15 protein-coding genes are annotated in these 19,993 nt (G+C 66.7%); 4 read left to right on the plus strand and 11 right to left on the minus strand.

Annotated features, from left to right (window positions below; all coding sequences use genetic code 11):
- Positions 1 to 17: 17 nt before the first annotated feature.
- Together LQG66_RS15035 and LQG66_RS15040 are read right to left on the minus strand one after the other, a co-directional pair.
- A complete protein-coding gene (locus tag LQG66_RS15035) occupies positions 18 to 1,877 on the minus strand; it encodes a TRAP transporter large permease (RefSeq protein ID WP_231326985.1) in 1,860 nt (619 codons plus the stop codon).
- A gap of 250 nt (positions 1,878 to 2,127) precedes the next feature.
- Positions 2,128 to 3,144: a TRAP transporter substrate-binding protein gene (locus LQG66_RS15040; RefSeq protein ID WP_231326986.1), complete on the minus strand. Its 1,017-nt coding sequence runs from the start codon at positions 3,142 to 3,144 to the stop codon at positions 2,128 to 2,130.
- Positions 3,145 to 3,328: 184 nt separating this feature from the next.
- Between LQG66_RS15040 and LQG66_RS15045 the strand changes: the two genes are divergently transcribed.
- The 3 genes from LQG66_RS15045 (at position 3,329) to LQG66_RS15055 (ending at position 6,756) form a co-directional block, all read left to right on the plus strand.
- On the plus strand, positions 3,329 to 4,339 hold the full coding sequence (locus LQG66_RS15045) for a Zn-dependent oxidoreductase (RefSeq protein ID WP_231326987.1): 1,011 nt from the start codon (positions 3,329 to 3,331) through the stop codon (positions 4,337 to 4,339).
- A gap of 15 nt (positions 4,340 to 4,354) precedes the next feature.
- Entirely contained in the window at positions 4,355 to 5,845 is a 1,491-nt protein-coding gene (locus LQG66_RS15050) for a mannitol dehydrogenase family protein (RefSeq protein WP_231326988.1), read from the plus strand.
- 176 nt (positions 5,846 to 6,021) lie between these two features.
- Complete coding sequence (locus LQG66_RS15055) at positions 6,022 to 6,756, plus strand: TonB family protein (RefSeq protein WP_231326989.1); 735 nt, start codon at positions 6,022 to 6,024, stop codon at positions 6,754 to 6,756.
- 24 nt (positions 6,757 to 6,780) lie between these two features.
- On the opposite strand, the gene LQG66_RS15060 is transcribed toward LQG66_RS15055, so the two are convergent.
- The 6 genes from LQG66_RS15060 to LQG66_RS15085 form a co-directional block, all read right to left on the minus strand.
- Positions 6,781 to 8,196 carry an FAD-binding oxidoreductase gene (locus tag LQG66_RS15060; RefSeq protein WP_231326990.1) on the minus strand — a complete coding sequence of 472 codons (1,416 nt, stop codon included), beginning with the start codon at positions 8,194 to 8,196 and terminating at the stop codon, positions 6,781 to 6,783.
- A gap of 119 nt (positions 8,197 to 8,315) precedes the next feature.
- A complete protein-coding gene (gene nikE / locus LQG66_RS15065; protein ID WP_231326991.1) occupies positions 8,316 to 9,977 on the minus strand; it encodes a nickel ABC transporter ATP-binding protein NikE in 1,662 nt (553 codons plus the stop codon).
- Positions 9,978 to 10,023: 46 nt separating this feature from the next.
- Positions 10,024 to 10,884 (minus strand): ABC transporter permease, encoded by an 861-nt coding sequence (locus LQG66_RS15070; RefSeq protein ID WP_231326992.1) that lies wholly within the window; start codon positions 10,882 to 10,884, stop codon positions 10,024 to 10,026.
- A 10-nt stretch (positions 10,885 to 10,894) separates the two neighbouring features.
- On the minus strand, positions 10,895 to 11,926 hold the full coding sequence (locus LQG66_RS15075; RefSeq protein ID WP_231326993.1) for an ABC transporter permease: 1,032 nt from the start codon (positions 11,924 to 11,926) through the stop codon (positions 10,895 to 10,897).
- Positions 11,927 to 12,164: 238 nt separating this feature from the next.
- Positions 12,165 to 13,784, minus strand: coding sequence for an ABC transporter substrate-binding protein (locus LQG66_RS15080; protein ID WP_231326994.1), 1,620 nt, complete (start codon positions 13,782 to 13,784; stop codon positions 12,165 to 12,167).
- 157 nt (positions 13,785 to 13,941) lie between these two features.
- Complete coding sequence (locus LQG66_RS15085) at positions 13,942 to 15,372, minus strand: NAD(P)-binding domain-containing protein (RefSeq protein WP_231327795.1); 1,431 nt, start codon at positions 15,370 to 15,372, stop codon at positions 13,942 to 13,944.
- A 210-nt stretch (positions 15,373 to 15,582) separates the two neighbouring features.
- Here LQG66_RS15085 and LQG66_RS15090 point away from each other — a divergent pair, with 210 nt between their 5' ends.
- The gene (locus tag LQG66_RS15090) at positions 15,583 to 16,479 is read left to right on the plus strand and encodes a LysR substrate-binding domain-containing protein (RefSeq protein ID WP_231326995.1); all 897 of its coding nucleotides are present in this window, start codon (positions 15,583 to 15,585) and stop codon (positions 16,477 to 16,479) included.
- Positions 16,480 to 16,696: 217 nt separating this feature from the next.
- On the opposite strand, the gene LQG66_RS15095 is transcribed toward LQG66_RS15090, so the two are convergent.
- Genes LQG66_RS15095 through hydA form a run of 3 tightly spaced genes read right to left on the minus strand, consistent with a single transcriptional unit; the run spans position 16,697 to position 19,916 of the window.
- Positions 16,697 to 17,458, minus strand: coding sequence for an SDR family oxidoreductase (locus LQG66_RS15095; protein WP_231326996.1), 762 nt, complete (start codon positions 17,456 to 17,458; stop codon positions 16,697 to 16,699).
- A gap of 1 nt (position 17,459) precedes the next feature.
- Positions 17,460 to 18,431, minus strand: a complete 972-nt coding sequence (locus LQG66_RS15100; protein ID WP_231326997.1) for an NAD-dependent epimerase/dehydratase family protein — start codon at positions 18,429 to 18,431, stop codon at positions 17,460 to 17,462.
- A 15-nt stretch (positions 18,432 to 18,446) separates the two neighbouring features.
- The gene (gene hydA, locus LQG66_RS15105) at positions 18,447 to 19,916 is read right to left on the minus strand and encodes a dihydropyrimidinase (protein ID WP_231326998.1); all 1,470 of its coding nucleotides are present in this window, start codon (positions 19,914 to 19,916) and stop codon (positions 18,447 to 18,449) included.
- Positions 19,917 to 19,993 lie beyond the last annotated feature (77 nt).

Genomic DNA, 19,993 nt, shown 5'->3' on the forward strand with positions numbered 1-19,993 from the left:
ACGGCAGTCTATCCGATTCACAGGAAGCCGATCGAGATCCACGGCAGGAACACGATCAGCAGCAGCGCAATCAGGAGCGCGGCGAGATGCGGCCAGACGTGGCGGATGACCTCGTCCGGCGAGGCGCGGCCGATGGCGCAGGCGAGATAGAAGCCGACGCCGAACGGCGGCGTGAACAGGCCGAGGCCCATCGCGAACACCGCGATGATGGCATAGTGCACCTCGTGCACGCCCATCATGCGCGCGATCGGAAACAGCAGCGGTCCGAACAGCACCACGGCCGGCACGCCCTCGAGCACGCTGCCGAGCACGACAAAGGCGAGCGCGGAGATCAGCAGGAAGCCCCAGCGCCCGCCGGGCACCGCGACCATCATGTCGACGAGCTGCTGCGAGAAGCCGGACTGGGTCAGCGCCCAGGCCATGCCGGTCGCAGCCCCCACCACCAGCAGGATGGCGCCGGACAGTGACGCCGTATCGACCAGGATCGGATAGACGCGCTTCCAGTCGAACTGGCGATAGACGAAGATGCCGACCAGCACGGTGTAGATGACGCCGATCGCCGCGACCTCGGTCGCCGTCGCCACGCCTTCGACCACGGCCGAGCGGATCACGATCGGCAGACCGAGACCGGGGATGGCGATCGCGAACAGGCGCAGCCGCGTCTTGGCATCGAAGCGCTGCGCCCCGCTCATGTCCTCCTTGCGGGTCTGCATGTAGACCACGACGGACAGCGCGATCAGGCCGACCACCGCCGGAAGAAGCCCGCCGGTGAACAGCGCCGCGATCGACACGCCGGTCACCGATCCCACCGTGATCAACACGATCGACGGCGGGATCGTCTCCGACATCACGGCCGAGGCCGACAGCAGCGACACCAGATCGCCTTCCGAGCTGCCGCGCTGCTTCATCTCGGGGAACAGTGCCGGCGCGACCGCGGCCATGTCGGCCGCCTTGGCGCCGGAGATGCCCGAGACCAGATACATCGCGCCGAGCAGCACATATTGCAGCCCGCCGCGCAGATGGCCGATGAGGGAGATCAGGAACATGATCATCGCCCGCGCCAGCCCCGCGATCTCGATCAGCGCCCCCAGCAGCACGAACATCGGCACCGCCAGCAGCACCATGTGCGACATGCCCTCGCTGACCCGGCCGGGCACGATCGAGACCGGCACCGTGGTGCTGAAATGCAGATAGGCGACGGTGGCGAGCAGGAAGGCGAAGGCGATCGGCGTGCCGATCACCATCGCGGCCGCGACGAGAGCGAAGAAGAAGATCACGAGATTGTAGTTGCCGAGGTCTTCGAGCACGGGCGCCGCCGCGTAGAGCAGGCCTGCGCCCGTCAGCACCAGCGCCAATGCGCCGATGATCTGCATCAGGCTCGCCTGCTGGATCAGCCGGTCGACCGCGGTCAGCAGCATCAGCAGCACGCCGGCTAGCATCGCAGCCTCGCGAAACCCTTCGCTGATCTCGAGCACCGGCATCTGGCTGATCAGATGGCTCTCGACGTGATGCCAGGACGGCACCACCAGCGCGACCAGCACGGTGCAGACCAGCATCAGCCCAAGCGCATCGGTGCGCGCTCGCCACGCCGGCGACAGATGGCGCACGAAGGCGGTCAGCCGCATGTGCTCGGCGCGGCGCAACGCAACGACTGCACCGAGCATCGCCAGCCAGACGAACAGCACGGTGGCCAGTTCGTCGGACCAGATCAGTGGCGCGTTGAAGACGTAACGCGCCACTGTGGCTGCGCCCAGCAGCACCAGCTCGGCCACGACGATCGCCGCGGCCAGCGCTTCCACGCTGCGTCCGAGCAGATGATCGAACCGGGCGAACGCACCATGCGACGGCACCGAGGTCGCAGTCATCTCAACGGCCATTGCACCCTCCCAGACCCACCCTGCTGCGCCACTCCATCGTCATTCCGGGGTAAGGCCGCAGGCCTTGAACCCGGAATCTCGACATTGTCTTGCTACCATTCCTGATGACTTCGAGATTCCGGGTTCAATCGCCAACGCGCAGCTGCTTCGCTGCTGCGCGCTGTCGATTGCCCCGGAATGACGGTGACCATGCAACTGTCGATCTGCTTGTCACACCACCGTACCAACCCATCCCATCGCACGCGCCGTCTCAGAGCTGGCCGACGGATTTTTCCAGCAGGCCCCACACCTCGGCGCCGAACTTGGTTTTCCAATCGGCGTAGAAGCCCGCGGTGCGCAGCGCATCACGGAACGGCTTGGTGTCGATCTTGTTGAAGGCGACGCCGGCGGCCTGCATCTCGGCCTGCGCCTTCTCGTTGAAGCTCTGGATGTCCTGGCGTTCCTTGACGGCCGCCTCCGACAGCGCCGCGGTGATGGCCTCGCGCACGTCGGCCGGCAGGCCGTTCCAGCGCGTCGCATTGGCGAAGATGTGGTGGCCGTCCCAGATGTGGCCGGAGAGCGCGATGTATTTCTGCACCTCGTAGAGCTTGGCACTCTGGATCAGCGCCAGCGGATTCTCCTGGCCGTCGACAATATGTGTCTGCAGCGCCGCATACAGCTCGCCGAAATTGATCGGCGTCGGTGCAGCACCGAGCGTCTTGAACAGCGTCACCCACAGCGGATTGCCGGGGACGCGGATCTTGAAGCCCTTGAGATCGTCGGGCGAGGTGATCGGCTTGGCACTGGAGGTGATGTTGCGATAGCCGTTGTCGAGGCACTTCGGCAGCACATGCAGGCCGACCTTGGCGAACTCGCCGCGGACGTGATTGCCGAGATCGCCATCCATCGCCGACCACACCTGGTCATAGCTCTCGAAGGCGAAGGCCACCGCATTGATGCCGCCGATCGGCACCACGGTCTGGTTCACGCCCGAGGTCGACATGAAGTCGAGCGCGCCGGTGCGGACTTGCGAGAACATGTCGGGCTCGCTGCCGAGCTGGCTGTTCGGATAGACCTGCAGGTCGACCAGGCCGCTGGTCTGCTTCTTGATGACTTCGGACGCCTCGATGATGCGGACGACGCCGGGATGCGTGGCGGGAAACGCCGTGCCGTAGCGCAGGCGATACTTGGCCGATTGCGCCTGGGCCGGCGCGAACGCCAGGGCTGAGGCGCCCGCAAGCGCGGTGCCGACGAAGCGGCGACGGGACATGGATGTGGGCAAAGACATTGGCAAACCTCCCCTGCCGGCCCGCTGCGGGGCCTTTTGTATGTCATTCCTGTATCTCAAGCCTATAAGGGATACCAATATAGGTTTCAATAGATAACTTGTATCCAAGTTATGAGGTTGCTATACGACGACAGCCCACGGTCGAGATGAGCGCCCAAGAAGCGCCCAAGGGATGGAGGAACGCGTGAAGAGCCTGGTGGTAGAGCGGCCCGGCCGGCTGACGATCGAAACCCGCGCCACTCCCGAGCCTGCCGCGGGCGAAGTGCGCATCAAGGTCGAACGCGCCGGCATCTGCGGCTCCGACATCCACATCCTGCACGGCAGCAACCCGTTCGCGCGCTATCCGCGCGTGATCGGCCATGAATTCTTTGGCCGCATCGACAAGCTCGGCGACGGCGTCACGGCCCGGCTCGGCGCCCGCGTGGTGGTCGATCCGGTGGTTGCCTGCGGCCACTGCTATCCCTGCTCGGTCGGCCGTCCCAATGTCTGCGCTGAACTCGCCGTGCTCGGTGTGCATCGCGACGGCGGCTTTTCGGAGTATGCCTGCGTACCGGCCGCCAACGCGCATCTGCTGCCGGACAGCGTCGACGACGACAACGCGCCGCTGGTCGAGCCGTTCTCGATCGCCGCCAACATCACCGATCATACAAGCGTCTGCGCCTCCGACGTCGCGCTGGTCTATGGCGCCGGCCCAATCGGGCTCACCGTGATCCAGGTGCTGAAGCATGTCTACGGCGTGAAGGAGCTGATCGTCACCGACCGCATCGACTCCAGGCTCGAAGCGGCGCGGCAGAATGGCGCCGACCGCGTCATCAACACGGCGCAGACGGCTCTGCCCGCAGCGCTCGCGGACGCCGATCTGAAGCCGACGCTGATCATCGATGCCGCCTGCCATCCCGCCATTCTCGCCGAGGCGATCGAGATCGCCTCGCCCGCCGCGCGGATCGGCCTGCTCGGCTTCTCGGCGGAGCCATCGACGATCGTGCAGCAGAAGGTCACCGCCAAGGAGCTCGCAATCCACGCCTCGCGACTGAACAGCGGCAAGTTCGCCAAGGTGATCGACTGGTTCGCCAGCGGCACGCTGCAGCCGGAGCGCCTGATCACCCATCGCTATGGGCTCGACGCCTATGCGACTGCGTTCGACACGTTCGAGCATAACCAGACCGAATGCTGCAAGGTGCAGCTCATCTTCTGACGCAGCTGACACGACATGGACCGCCTCAGCCCTGCCACGCTCCACCGCCTGCCCGCCGGCATTCTCAGGCCGGACTACGACCGCACGACGGTCGCAACCGGGATCGTCCATCTCGGACTCGGCGCGTTCCATCGCGGCCACCAGGCCGTCTACACCGACGCGCTGCTCAAGGATGATCCGCGCTGGGGCATTCTCGGCGTCTCATTGCGCTCGCCCGACACCCGCGATGCGCTGCAGCCGCAGGGCGGTCTCTACACCGTCACCGCGAGCGACGGCGCGAGCCGAGCGCGCCGGGTCATCGGCGCGCTCACCGGCCTTGCGGTCGCGCCGGACGATCCGGCAGGGCTCCTGGCGCGCCTCGCCGATCCCGCTGTCCGCATCGTCTCGACCACCGTGACCGAGAAGGGCTACAGCCACGATCCGGCGACCGGCGCGCTGCGCGCCGATGATCCCGACGTCCGTCACGACAGCGTCAACCTCACACATCCGCGCAGCACGCTTGGCGTCATCGTCGGCGGATTGCGGTTGCGCCGGCAGGCTGGGTTGCCGCCGTTCACCGTGCTCGCCTGCGACAACCTTCCGGCAAACGGCCACACGCTGCGCGGTCTCGTCATCGCCTTTGCCGAACTGGTCGACCGCGATCTCGCCAGATGGATTGCCGGCGACGTCCGCTTTCCATCGACGATGGTCGACCGCATCGTGCCGGCCACCACCGACGCCGACCGCACTGATGTCAGCGCCGCGCTCGGCCTCGACGACGCCTGGCCGGTCGTCACCGAACCCTTCAGCCAATGGGTCATCGAGGATGATTTCGGCGGCGATCGTCCGGCATGGGACGTGAGCGGCGCGCAGTTCGTCCGCGATGTCGCCCCGTTCGAGCTGATGAAGCTGCGGCTGCTCAACGGCGCACATTCGACGATTGCCTATCTCGGCGACCTCATGGGATGCGAGACCGTGGCCGCGGCGATGGCCGAGCCCGATCTCGCCGGTCTCGTCGAGGACATGATGCGCGAGGAGGTCACCCTGACCCTGCCCGCGCTCGGCGGCTTCGACGTGACCGCCTATCGCGCCGCGCTGCTGCAGCGCTTCCGCAATCCCGCGCTCAAGCACCGGACGGCGCAGATCGCGATGGACGGCTCGCAGAAGCTGCCGCAGCGCCTGCTCGGCACCATCAGCGACCGGCTCGCCCGCGGCCTGCCAATCACCCGCCTGGCCCTCGCCGTCGCGGGATGGATGCGCTACGTCAGCGGCACCGACGAGCAGGGACAGCCGATCGAACTGCGCGACCCGCTGGCGGCCAAGCTGCGCGCGCTGGCGGATGAGGCCGGACCGGTCGCGAGCAGGCTCGCGCCGGCGCTGTTGTCAGTCACTTCGGTGTTCGGCAACGACCTGCCGGCCGATCCACGCTTCACGGACGCGGTCGAGGCGGCGCTCGACTCTCTCTTCCGCCGAGGCTGTCGCACGACGGTAGCCCAGATCAGCCAGTCGGCGCGCTCATCAGGCTAGCCGCGAGCTGATCCAGAACTACAGCCTGAGAGACAACCCCGTCGGCTGGCCTCTGCTCGCAGTTGGCATCTTCGGCGCCATCCGGGTTGCAGACGCGTCGTGGTGATCCCGAATCCCACGCGACAGCCTTGAGGTCGCAAGCTACATTGCTCCGCTAATGTAATGGGCGGGCTTCAATGCGATACTTCGGTCTTGGTCTCCTTATCTTGCTTTCGATATCCGGAGCAGCGCTTGCAGACGAAACCGCGTTCAAACGCGCGCTTTCCCGACACCTGATGGATAATACCTGGGCAATCCCGGAAAGACTGCGGAGCAAGACAGTTCAAATGGGAGTTGTCTTCTCGATCGATCGAGACGGTAGGCTTCTGAACGCAACGATCGATCAAAGCTCCGGCTCTGCCGAGGATGATGCGGACCTTCTCTCCGGTCTGCGGCGCATGCGGTCATTTCCGCGAGTCCCGGATGAGCTGAAGGTACCCTTCGAGATCAAGACATCATTCAATCTGGGCGCGCAAAGACGCGTCGCCTATGTCGAGCTGCAATGGCCTCCGACCTCCGACACCTCCGGCCCGGAGATTGCCTATCGCAGCGAACTCCAGCACCACCTCCGAATCGAACCTCGCGTTTTGACCGAGGAGATCAAGAGCGTGACCGAGGTCCGTTCGATCGTCACGTTCTCCATCGACCGCGACGGCAGCCTCGTCGAGGCGAAGGTCACCAGGAGCATCGGCTCGAAGGCGGTCGACGAGCAGACCATCGCTTGGCTCAAGTCGATCCAGCCATTCCCGAAGATTCCGGCCGCGCTGAGAGCACCGATGAAACTGACGGCCGAGCTGGTGTTCCCTCCCAAGAGCGGCTGGAATGACGACGAAGCACGGCGCAAAATCAATGGGGTGTGCCGAGGCTGCTGACCGCTGCGACGCGACGGGCCGTCGTCACGCCCCCGGCAGCAGCTTGCCGGGATTCATCAGCCCGTGCGGATCGAGCGTGCGCTTCAGTTGAAGCATCAGCTCCAGTTCGAGCGGCGGCTTGCACAGCGGCATCTCGGCGGGGCGGAGTTGGCCGATGCCGTGCTCGGCGCTGATCGAGCCGCGGCGGCGGGTGATTTCGTCGTGAACGAGACGGGTGATCTGCGGACCGTGCTCGTAGAACTGCGCCTCGCTGATGTCGAGCGGACGCATCAGGTTGTAGTGCAGATTGCCGTCGCCGAGATGGCCGAACACCATGGGACGGATGCCGGGGAGTGCCGCGCCGACCGCGGCGTCCATCACGGCAACGAAATCGGCGATCTCGGCCACGGGCACGGCGATGTCGTGCTTGAGCGCCTTGCCCTCGCGCACCAGCGCCTCCGACACACTCTCGCGCACGCGCCAGAACGCCTTGGCCTGCGTGCCGTCCTGCGCGACGACGGCGTCGGAGGCGAGCCCTTCCGCCATGGCCTCGGCCAGAGCGGTTTCGAGCCGCGCGGTCAGCGCGTTCTCGTCGCCGATGTCGCTGAGCTCGATCAGCACCGCTGCGTCGGGAAGCCCCGCAAATGGCGAACGCGTATCCGGCATCTGGCGCAGGATCATCTCGAGCGTCGCTGAGGTCAGGAATTCGAACGCGGTGAGGCGGTCGCCGCAATGGGCGCGCGACAGCCGCAGCAGCTTGAGCGCGGCAGCCGCGTCCGCGACGGCGACGAAAGCAGTGGCGCGCGCGGTCGGCTGCGGGAACAATTTCAGCACGGCGCCAGTGATGATGCCGAGCGTTCCTTCCGAGCCGATGAAGAGATCGCGCAGCGCATAGCCGGTGTTGTCCTTGCGCAAGGCCCGCAACCCATCCCAGATGCGGCCGTCCGGCAGGACCACTTCTAAGCCGAGCGTGAGCTCGCGCATCACGCCATAGCGCAGCACTGCGACGCCGCCGGCATTCGCAGCGAGATTGCCGCCGACGGTGCAGGTGCCCTCCGATCCCAGGCTGAGAGGAAAGAACAGCCCGGCGTCGCGCGCGGCGTCCTGCACCTTCGCCAGCACGACGCCGGCATCGACGACGATGGTCTGGCCGATCGGGTCCACCGCGCGGATGCGGTTCATGCGGGACAGCGACAGCACGATTGCGCGGCCTGTCGCATCCGGCGTCGCGCCGCCGGACAGGCTGGTATGGCCGCCCTGCGGCACCACGGGCACGCGGGCCTCAACGCAGGCCGCCATCACCGCCGCAACCTCTTCTGTCGAGGCCGGTCGGACCACCGCCATCGCCGCGCCCTGATATTTGCCGGGCCAGTCGCGCAGATACGGCGCCTGGTCTTCGGTTGCGATCAGGACATGGGCGGCGCCGACGATGCTCTGCAGCCTGGTGATCAGCTCCGTCATGACACGCGCTTAGGCCTTTCGAGATGGGATGTCTTCGATGCGCGCAAACTAACAGGACGGGATGTGCCGGCCCCAATACCAAGTTGTCCGCCGTCCATAATCAATTGTTATGGGTCCGCTCAGGCCGGCGCCAGCGCCACCGGCGGGGCGATATGCGGCACGGCGTCGACCAGCTCGCGCGTGTACTCGGTCTGCGGGTTGGCGAACAGCGCGCGGCTCTCGCCCTGTTCGACGATGACGCCGGTGCGCAGCACGATGGTGCGGTCGCACATCATGCGCACGACATTGAGATCGTGGCTCACGAACAGGAAGGCCAGATTGTCCTCACGCCTGAGCCGGTTGAGAAGCTGCAGCACCACCGCCTGCACGGAGACGTCGAGCGCCGCGGTCGGCTCGTCCAGCACCAATAGCCGCGGCCGGCAGGCGATCGCGCGGGCGATGCCGACACGGGCCTTCTGGCCGCCGGAGAGCTGATGCGGAAAGCGCTGTAGCAGCTCACGCGGCAGCCCGACGCGATCGGCACATTCCTCGACCCGCCGCCGCAGCGCGTCGCCGGCGCGCATGTTCAGCAGCCGGAGCAAGGGATGAGCGATGCAGTCGAACGCGGTGTAGCGCGGATTGAGGCTGTCGTTCGGATCCTGGAAGACGATCTGGATGTCCTTGCGCAGCTCGCTCGCGTGGAAGTCGCGCGCAGGAATCTGGCCGATCGCCTGGCCGTCGAACAGGATCTCGCCCTCGCTCGGATCGATCAGGCGGCAGATCATGCGCGACGTCGTGCTCTTGCCCGAGCCGCTCTCGCCGACGAGGCCGACGCTCTCGCCGCCGCGCATCGTCATCGAGAAATCGGCGACGCCGAGCGTGCCGTCGTCGAAACGCTTGGCGATCGTCTTGACGTCGAGCAGCAGCGGCGTGCCGTGCGGCGGCGGCGGCAGCTCGGTGACCTCGACCAGCGGGATCGGTTCGCCATCCGGCACCAGGTCCTCGATGCGCGACGTCGCGGTCGGCGACGCGGCGACCAGCCGCTTGGTGTAGGGATGCTGCGGTCGGTGGAACAGCGTCAGCGGCTCGGCTTCCTCGACCAGCCTGCCCTGCTCCATCACCACGACGCGGCGGCAATAGCGTGCAGCGAGACCGAGATCGTGGGTGATCAGGATGGTCGCCATGCCGCGCTCGGCGGCAATGTGGGCCAACAGGTCCATCACCACCTTCTGCGTGGTGACGTCGAGGCCGGTGGTCGGCTCGTCGGCGATGAGCAGCGAGGGGTTGCAGGAGATCGCGACCGCTATCATCACCCGCTGGCACATGCCGCCCGACAATTCGTGTGGATAGGCGCTCATGCGCCGCTCGGGGTCGCGGATCTGCACGGCGCGCAGCAGCTTCAGGGCCTCGTCCAGCGCCTCTGATCGCGAGATGCGGCGATGCGCGAGGATCGCGTCGGCAACCTGCTGGCCAACGGTCCGGATCGGATTGAGCGCGGCGCGCGGGTTCTGGAAGATCATCGCCATCGCGGCGCCGTGCAGGCTGCGCAGATCGGCGCTGCCGGCGCGGGTGATGTCCTGGCCCTTGAAGCGGATGCGACCGTCCGTGATGCGGCCGGCGTTGTCGAGCAGGTGGGTGATGGCAAAGCCGGTCACCGACTTGCCGGAGCCGCTCTCGCCCACGAGGCCCAGCATCTCGCCGGGCTCGAGCGACAGCGAGACGCCGCGCACGGCCTCGACGGGGCCGCGGCGGGTCGAGAACGTCACTCTGAGATCATCGACCTCAAGCAGCGGTCCGCTCATGTACGCATCCTCGGATGCGCCCGACCGGTCATCGTCAAGAGCGCCATCACGTTCGCATCCTCGGATCGAGGATGTCGCGCAGCCCGTCGCCAAGCAGGTTGAAGCAGAGCACGGCGCTCATCAGCGCGAGGCCCGGAAACGCCACCAGCCACCAGCGCCCGGTGGAGATGAAGCGAGCGCCTTCCGCGACCATGATGCCCCATTCCGGGGTCGGCGGCTTGACACCGAGGCCGATGAACGACAGGCCCGCGGCATTGAGGATGGCCCAGCCGAGATTGAGCGACATCTGCACCGCCATCGCCGGCAGCACGTTCGGCAGCAGGAAGCGCAGCACCACGGCGACATGGCTTTCGCCGCAGGCGCGCGCGGCCTCGACCCAGCCGAGGTTGCGACGGATGTTCACTTCCGCGCGGGCGAAGCGGATGTAGAACGGCAAATTGATGATCGCGGTCGCGATCACGATGTTCTCGACGCGGTTGCCCAGCGCGGCGACCATCGCCATCGCCAGCACGAACAGCGGAAACGCCATCAGCACATCGACGAAGCGGCCGACCGCCTTGTCGAGCCGACCGCCGGAATAGCCGCACAGCGCGCCGATCACCGAGCCGAGCGCGAACGACACCGCAACCGCGGTCACCGCGATCGTGAGATCGAGCCGGCTCGCGACGATCAGGCGGCTCAGGACGTCGCGGCCGAGCTGGTCGGTGCCGGCCCAGTGCGCCGCGCTCGGCGGCAGCAAGGCCTGGGGCACGTCGGAGACGACCGGATCATACGGCGCGAGCCACGGCGCAAAGATCGCGATCAGCGCCAGCAGCAGCGCGCCGCCGGCTGCGACCGCCGTGACCGGATTGCCGCGCAGCACGAAGGCGGTGTGGCGCAGGGTCGATGAGGTCTCGATCGTGCTCATGCCCAGTCACTCATGCGACGGTCGCCCTGGGATCGGCGATGCCGTAGAGCACATCGACCACGAGATTGACGATCACGAAGATCGTTGCCATCAGCAGCACGAAGCCCTGCACCGGAGCGTAGTCGGAGACCAGTAGCGCGTCGAGCGCGTAGGAGGCGACGCCGGGCCAGGAGAACACCTTCTCCACCAGCACATTGGCGCCCAGCATGGTCGAGAACACGATGCCGGCGATGGTGATCACGGGAAGGAGCGCGTTGCGCAGCGCGTAGGTCACGACGATGCGCCACCAGGACAGCCCGACCGAGCGCGCGGTGCGGACAAAGTCACTGCCGAGCGACACCAGCATCGAGGCGCGGGTGATGCGCGCCAGCGGTGCGATCACGAACAGCGCCATCGTCAGCGCCGGCAGCATCAATTGCCGCGCCGCCGCCCACCATCCCTCGAGATCGCCGGCGAGCAGGAAATCGATGATCAGGAAGCCGGTACGCTGTGGCGGCAGCGTCGCGAAGATATCGATACGCCCCGTCGGATCCGGCGCGAAGCCGAGCAGATAGTAGAACACGTAGATCAGCAGCAGGCCAGAGACGAAGGTCGGCACGCAGACGCCGAGCGAACAGAACAGCCGCACGCTGTGATCGACCAGCGAGCCCGGCCTGAGCGCGGCGAGCACGCCGAGCGGCACCGCCGAGACCAGCGCGATCAGCAGTGCGGTCAAGGTCAGCTCCAGCGAGGCCGGCAGCCGCTCCTTCAGATCCTTGGCGACGGCCTGCCCCGTCATCATCGAGCGGCCGAGATTGCCGCGGCCGACGTCGTAGAGATAGATCGCGAGCTGGTTCGGCAGCGGCTTGTCGAGTCCGAGCTGCCGGCGGATCACCTCGATCTCCTCCTTGCCGGCATTGGGGCCGGAGGCAAAGAACACGGCAGGATCGCCCGGCAGCACGCGCATCAGCAGGAACGTGAAGACCAGCACCCCGAACAGCGCCGGGAGCGACGAGACGAAGCGTCGTCCCGCCCGCAGCAAGGTTGCGCCGATCGTGCCCATGCTCCTGCCGTCCTAATCCAATAGGTCTTGAGTGAATCGCGACGCCAGCCACGCTTCACGTCCACCTCTCCCCACCGGGGAGGGGTCGCGCCGCAGGCGCGGGTGAGGGCGAACCACATTCAAAGTCATCACCGTCCCCCTTACCCGGATCGCATCTTACGATGCGATCCGACCTCCCCCGATGGGAGAGGTAGACCGTACCCGCGGCACGGGATCACCCTGATCCCTTGCGATGATCCTATTTGCGGCTGAGGTTACGATAGTCGACCTGCCGGGTGAACTGGTAGACATAGCCGTCCACCGTCGGCTGCATCACCGCATCCTGCGACGCCTGCCAGATCGGGATCTGGAACATCTGGTCGTAATGGATGGCGTTGAGCTCCTTGCCTTCTTCCTCGTATTTCGCCTTGTCGGCCTCGAAGCGCGCCGCCTGGGCGACCTTCTCCAGCTCGGCATTGTCGGTTGAGGAGTAGTTCCAGCGCTGCTTGCCGGTGTAGAAGTTGCGATAGAAATAGTCGGTCGAGGGCAGCCAGGCGACGATGCCTTCGATGAAGAACGGCAGCTTCTTCTCGTTGATCGCAGTCGACATCTGCGCGTCGGGCAGCTTCTGGATGTCGACCTTGATGCCGATCTTGCCGAGCTGTTCCTTGACCAGCGCGGCCATCGGCTCCGCGGTCGCAGCCTGGCCGACATTGAAGCTGAAGGTGGTCGAGAAGCCGTCGGGCATGCCGGCCTCCTTCAGATAGGCCTTGGCCTTGTCGAGATCGAGCTTGATCGGCTGCGGGATCGGATAGCTGCCGCTCGGCGGCTTGCCGTCGGCCCAGGTGGCGCCATAGAGCGGCGCGCCGCGGCCGAACAGCGCCGCCTTGAACATGTCGTCATAGGGCAGCGCGTAGGCGATGGCGCGGCGCACATTGACGTTGTCGAACGGTGGAAGCGTGTTGTTCATCGAGATGAAGGTCACCGCATTGTATTGCGGCGTCGAGATCACCTTCAGCTTGCCCTTGCCTTCCAGCGACTGCACGTCGCTGGCCTGCAGGTCGATGACCAGATCGGCATCGCCACGTTCAACAAGGTTGGCGCGCGTCGCCGGCTCCGGCACCGACTGGATGATCAGCCGCTTGAACGCCGCCGGCTTGTCCGGCGCACCACGGTTCCAGGCGTCGTTGCGCTTGGCGATCACCTGCTCGCCCGGCTTGAAGGTCTCGACGCTATAGGCGCCGCTGCCGGCGGCATTCTCCTTGGTCCAGTTCAGCGCCCACGGATCGTCGGCGGTCGCGTGCGACTTGGCGAGCTTGGAGTTGATGATGATCGGATAGACGGTGGCGAGATTCGGCAGCGCCAGCTTGTCCGGCTTCGGCAAGGTGACCTCGAACGTCAGCGGATCGATCACCTTGAACTGATCGGCCGAGGTCAGCGAGCCCGTCAGCAGCTGCGCCTTGCCGAGGATCGGCGCGGTGACGCAGCGGTCGAGCGACCATTTGACGTCCTCGGCCGTAACCGGCGAGCCGTCCTGGAACTTGGCATCGGGCCGCAGCTTGAAGGTGATCTTCAACCCGTCGGGACTGACCTGAAACGACTCGGCGAGTTCGCCGGTGATGGTGTCCAAATCAAACACCCACTTACCATTGAGCTGCTTGCGGCCGAACGACACCAGACGGTCGTAGCTCGACATCGACAGCGCGAAGGCTTCGCGCGTCGAGCCCGGAATGTTCGGATCGAGCGTGTTGACGGTGGCGCCGGTGACGTAGCGCAGGGTCTCGGCGCGGCTCTGCGCATGCGCCGAAGGTGCCGCCAACGACACCGCGAGCAATGCGGTCGCCGCCAACAACGAACGTTTGGACATCTTGAAACTCATCGCCCCTGTTCCTTCGGTAGTCTCAAATTCCGGGACTAAACTCCCTGCCAGCGGTCACCGGCGACGCCTGCGCAGCAGCAAATCACGTGCCACGCGAAATGACGAGAGAGTTGTCGATGGCGCGGCGCGGAACGCGCGTGCTCGTGCCATCGAGTGCTCACGCGCGCTCACCTGCGGCGTCGCGGCGCACCGTGGCCTGCTTCACGTCATAGGCCTGGAAGGCCGCCCAATGCTTGTCGATATCGGCCTTGAATAATCCGCGCGTCAGGCCATGCACCAGCTTCGGGATCGCAGTCGTCATCGCGTTGATCGAGGAACCCGATGCGCCGAAGCTCATCGTCGACGCAATCGCGAACACGTGGATGTCGCCGATCCACGGCGTCTCGCCTCGCGTGCGCTCGCACAGCGCATAGTCGTCGGCGAGATAGGGAAAGGCGCCGAGCCGCTCGTTGCGCTCGCTCTCATCCGGCGTGTAGCGGTCGGACCAGCGCGCGATGTTGGCGGCGAAGCGCTGCAGCTCGGGACGCTGCGCGAAATCCATGGTGATGCCGGTCGCGCTGATCACGAAGTCGACGGTCATCTCGCCTTTCGCTGTCTGCAGTACGACTCCGTCAGCGGTTTCGCGCGCGGCGACGACGGGTGCGCCCTCGTGCAGATGGAACGCAGCATGTCGAGCACAGCGATCGTAGGTGTGCTGCGGAAAGCCTTCGCGCAGTTCGAGGACGGCACGCATGAAGCGCCACCGCCAGGCATCGCCGAGCTCGGAGAAATGCCGGAGGAAGCCGCGGAAGGTCAGCCAGCGATAGGGCTGGATCAGCTGGATCTCAGCGCGGCGACACAGCAGGTGAACCGCACTGACGCCCGCTTCCAACGCCATCGCCGCATTGTCGAAGGCCGACGCTCCAGCGCCGATCACGGCAACGCGGCGGCCTTGCAAAGCGCCGAAGTCGATCTCGGCGCCCGAATGCACGCAGCGCTTGGGCGGCAGATGGCGCAGTGACGCTGGAATGCTCCAGTCGCCCATCCCTTCCTGGCCCGTTGCCAGCACGACCTTACGCGCATGCAGCGTCGTCTCGCCGTTCTTGCCGCGCACCGTCACCCGCAGCAGGCCATCGGCAGCCGGCGCGATGTCGACGACCTCACATCCATTGCGCACCGGCAGGTCGAGCACCTTGCGATACCACAACAGATACTCTGCCCAATATTCGCGCGGAATGAGATCAAGATCGCGCCAGCTCTCGACGCCGAACTTCGCCTCATGCCACGCCTGATAGGTCAGGCTCGGAATATCGAGATCGGGTCCGGTGAAGTCTTTCGGGCTGCGCAACGTCGGCATGCGCGCGTAACTGAGCCACGGCCCTTCGCAGCCTTCCTCGGCCTTGTCGAGTACCAGAATGTTGCTGACGCGCGAGCGCAGCAGACCGAACGCCGTCGCAAGGCCCGACTGGCCGCCGCCGACGATCAGCACGTCGAGCGCAGGACCACCATCGGGACCGACGACCGGAGTGAGCCACGGCATGCCGGGATGGGCGATCCTGGCGAGATCGCTGCGAACCTGGGCCGTCAGCGCGGCAAGGCCGTCGCTCATGCCGGCCACCGGACGAAATACACGCATTCGCGATCGACACGCTCGCTGTCGCTCACGCTCTCTCCATCGTCATCATCACCCGGCCCATGAAGCTTAGCAAAGCAAGCTGCGCGCCAACCATACCGATTTGTCCGCCGCCCATAACAGCTTGTTATGGGATCGCCACCCCGCTTAAGCTCGGGTGCTTTCCGCAGCAAGGCACGAGGTCGCATGCCGCTCAATCTCCGCCAGATCGAGGTGTTCCGCGCCATCATGATATCAGGCTCGATCAGCGGCGCCGCGCGGCTTCTCTCGGTCTCGCAGCCGGCGGTCAGCCGGCTCCTCGCCTACACCGAGGACGGACTAAAGCTGAAGCTGTTCGAGCGCATCAGCGGCCGGGTGCAGCCGACGCCGGAGGCCAAGCGCCTGTTCGCCGAGGTCGAGCACATTCACCGTGGCGTCGCGCGCATCAACGATCTCGCCGAGGAGTTGCGCGCCGGCGGCACCGGCACGATCCGGGTCGTGGCGAGCCCGAGCGCGGGACACGGCATGGTGCCGGATGCACTGGCGCGGCTGCGCAGCCGCTTCCCGGATTTGCGCGTCGAGTTCGAGTCGCTGACGCTGCTGGAAATCGTCAGCCGCGTCGGCAGCGCACGCGCCGATCTCGGCATCACCGTGCTGCCGGTCGACGAGCCCACGGTCGCGGTGGAGACGATCGCGGAAGGTGCACTGCATGTGATCATGCCGGCCGATCATCCGCTCGCCAAGCTGCGCAGCGTGCGTCCGAAGGACATGACACCCTATCCGCTGGTCGGCTTCGGCCCGCAGACGCCGTACGGTCACATCGTCACGCAGGCCCTGGCCGGCGGTCCGGAGCCAACGACGGTCGTGCGCTACACGCCCGATGCCTGCGCCATGGTGCGCGCCGGCGCAGGCCTCGCCGTCGTCGACGAATTCGTGCTGCGCGGCCGCGCCTGGCCCGACCTCGTGGCACGGCCCTTGGCGCCGAGGACGCCGATGCGGGCCTATCTGCTGACCCCGCGCTTCGAGCCGCTGTCGCGCAATGCGGCTGCGCTGGCGGATATCTTGCGCGGACGCGATCGGAAGGGTGCACCGACGAAGCGGTGAGTTGCGGAGCCATCGCCGCAGCGACGGTGCGCTCCCTCTCCCCGTTCGTACGGGGGCGCGACCAGCTTCGCTCGCGCTGAGAGGGTTGGGGTGAGGGGGACTCCCCGCACGCGGGGCGAGGCGGGGCCCCCCGCGCGCCTTGATATCTGCGCCGAAAGCCAGCGGGTATGAGACAGAATCGCGTCCCGCTCGGATGGACCTGAACTCATAACCACGACTACGCTGCGAGCCACCCGCCATCGACCGGCAGCACGATGCCTGTCGTGAACGACGCCTCGTCGCTGGCGAGGAACAGCGCGGCAGCTGCAACTTCATCGGCCTCGCCGAAGCGCTTCATGGCGTGGCGCTGGCGCGAGGCGTCGCGCACCGGCTCGGGATCGGCGTGACGGGCAAAACTCCGACGCAGCAGCGGCGTGTCGATCGCGCCCGGCGCCAGCGCATTGACGCGGATGCCGTCGGTGGCGAAGTCGACCGCCATGGTGCGCGTGAGGCTGATGATCGCGCCCTTCGCGGAGATATAGGCGCTGTTGCCCTTGCCGCCGGCGACGGCGAGCTGCGAGGCCACGGTGATGATCGAGCCCGCCTTCTGCACTTGCATGATCGGCACTGCGACCTTGGCCCACAGCCAGGTGCCGCCGACATTGGCGCGGAACACCGCGTCCCAATCGGCAGGATCGGTGGTGATCACCGTGCCGCCGCAGGAGAAGCCGGCCGCTGTCATCAGCACGTCGAGCCGGCCGCGCGCCGCGGCCACGGTCTCGATGGTCGCTTTGGCGAAGGCGGCGTCGCCGACGTCACCAACATGGACGCTGCCGTCACCGCCCGCATTGCGCACCAGCGCCAGCGTCTCCTCGGCCCCCACGGCGTCGCGATCGACCAGCGCGAGGAACGCACCTTCGCGTGCGAACATCACGGCGCTGGCACGCCCGATGCCGGAGCCGCCTCCCGTGATGACGGCGACCTTGCCTGCGAGCCTCATCTCAGTCTCTCCCATACTCGTCGAACCAGCGGCCGAAATGCGCGGCTGACGCCGCGCAGTCGAAGCGCGCGCGCCAGCCGAATTCATCCGCGAGCCGCGACGTCGACAGCCGGCCGCGGTTCGGCGCGAACACCGGCACGGTCGGCGCCTCCCCCTGCTCCGCGGGCCGGCAGACGAAGCCGGAGCGTCCTTGCGCGAAGGCGCGGCCCCAGGCCTCGGCCGTGAACGTCGCCTCGTTGGAGATGTTGTAGAGCGTATGCTGCGGCCTCTCGGCTTCAAGCAGCATGCAGACCGCATCGGCGACGTCGACTGCGTAGACCCAGTCTTTCTCGCCCGGCTCGTTCAACAATGCGGGTTCGCCGCGCGCGCAGCAGGCCGCGATCAGCGCCTGCGGCGATGGCGTATCGCGCACGGCTCCGCCGCGCTCGAACGGGCCGAACACCGCCGAAAGTCTGACGCTGATCACGTCGGTCTGCCACAGCTCGCTCAGCCGCGCCGCGACGCGCTCGGAGGCGAACTTGGTGATCGCATAGAGCGACACCGGCTCGCACGGCGTGGTCTCCTCCAGCACCTGGTAGCGCTGGCCGCTGGCGCCATACGAGGCCGCCGAGGACAGGTTGATCACGCGGCGGACGCCAGCGTTGCGCGCCGCCTGCAGGATCGGCACCTGCGCGAGCAGATTGACCGCGAGGATTCGCTCAGGCTCGGCCGCATCGCGCTCGGGCCCCGCGGTGATCGCAGCGCCGAGCACGACCGCATCGCAGCCGCCGGCAACGGCGGCGGCCACGGCGCTGGCGTCAGTCACATCGCCCTGCAACACCCGCAGCCGATCACCATAAACAGCGAAGGCGCGCTGCGCCCCGTTCGGCAGCGCGGCCGCGTCGAAGATGGTGACGGTGTGCCCGCGCTCCAGCAGGCCCTGCGCGATGTTGAGCCCGACGAAGCCGGCGCCGCCGAAGATCAGGACATGCATCGTGAGACGCTCCGCCTAGAGCAGCTTCGCGCCAAAGTTCTGCTCCGGATCCATGTCCGGCACCAGGCGGCCGGTGGGCTTTGCCGCCTCGCCGCCACTGCGCGCGAGGAACTGGCCGGAGCCCGGCTGCGCCGACAACTTGCCGCCATCGACGATGACACGGCCGCGCGACAGCACGGTCACCGGCCAGCCCTGCACGCTGCGGCCGGCGAACGGCGTGTAGCCGACGAGATCGTGCATGGCCTCATCGCTGATCGTGACGCGCTTGTCCGGATCCCACAGCGCGATGTCGGCATCGGCGCCGATCGCGATCGCGCCTTTCTTCGGATGCAGATTGTAGATCCTGGCCGGCGCCGTCGCGGTGAGCTCAACGAACTTGTTGAGGCCGAGCCGGCCCTTCGACACCATCGCGTCGAACAGCAGCGGCAGCCGCAGCTCCAGGCCCGGCAGGCCGTTGGCGACCTGCTTGAAGTTGGGATTGGGGCCGGCGCGCAGCTTGCCGGTCTCGTCGAACCGATACGGCGCGTGATCGGAGGAGATCGTCTGCAGATCACCGAGCGACAGCGCCTGCCACAGCGCCTCCTGGTCGGGCGCGCGCCGCGGTGGCGGGCTGCACATCCACTTCGCGCCCTCGATGCCCGGCTTGTCGAGATCATCAGCCGTCATGAACAGATATTGCGGACAGGTTTCCGCAAACACCTTCAGCCCCTGCCCGCGCGCATCGCGGATCACCTTGGCGCCCTCGGCCGTCGAGACGTGGAAGATCATGATCGGCTGATCGACCAGCGCCGCCATGCCGATCAGCCGGTTGAACGCCTCGGCCTCGGAGAACCGCGCATGGCTGATGGCGTGATATTTCGGCGCGGTGTAGCCGCGCGCCAGCAGCCGCTTCACCATCCAGGAGATGATGCCGTGGTTCTCGGCATGGGCGCACAGCATCGCGCCGCCCTCGCGCGCAGCGACGAGAAGGTCCAGCAGCGGCTCGTCGTCGATCTTGAGCCGGTCATAGGTCATGAAGATCTTGATCGAACCGTGGCCCTGCCGGATCAGCGCCGGCAGGTCGCGCTCCAAGGTCTCCCTGGTCGGATCGGCGACAATCATGTGGAACGCGTAGTCGATGACGGCGCCCTTGCGCGCCAGCGCGTGATATTCCTCGACCACCTGCGGCAGCTGCATACCGACATGCTGCGCGGCGAAGGAGATCACGCTGGTCGTGCCGCCAAACGCCGCCGAGGCCGTGGCGCTCTCGAACGTGTCGGCGTTGACGATGCCTGCCGCCGAGAGCTGCTCGATATGGCAATGGCTGTCGACGCCGCCGGGCAGCACGAACTTGCCGCGCGCATCGATCTCGCGCTTGGCCGGCCCAAGCCCGCGGCCGATCGCCGCGATGGTCTCGCCCGAGATGGCGACGTCGGCCTCGAACGTGTCGGTGGTGGTAGCGACGCGCCCTCCCCGGACGATCAGGTCATAGGCGGGCTCGGTCATCGCGGTCTCCTCATCAGTTCTGCCATAGGGAACACCGCGTCGTTGCGGCGCGCCGTCGCATCCGGTGCATGATGGCA

Origin of the sequence: Bradyrhizobium ontarionense (assembly GCF_021088345.1) — a bacterium.
Lineage (GTDB): Bacteria > Pseudomonadota > Alphaproteobacteria > Rhizobiales > Xanthobacteraceae > Bradyrhizobium > Bradyrhizobium ontarionense.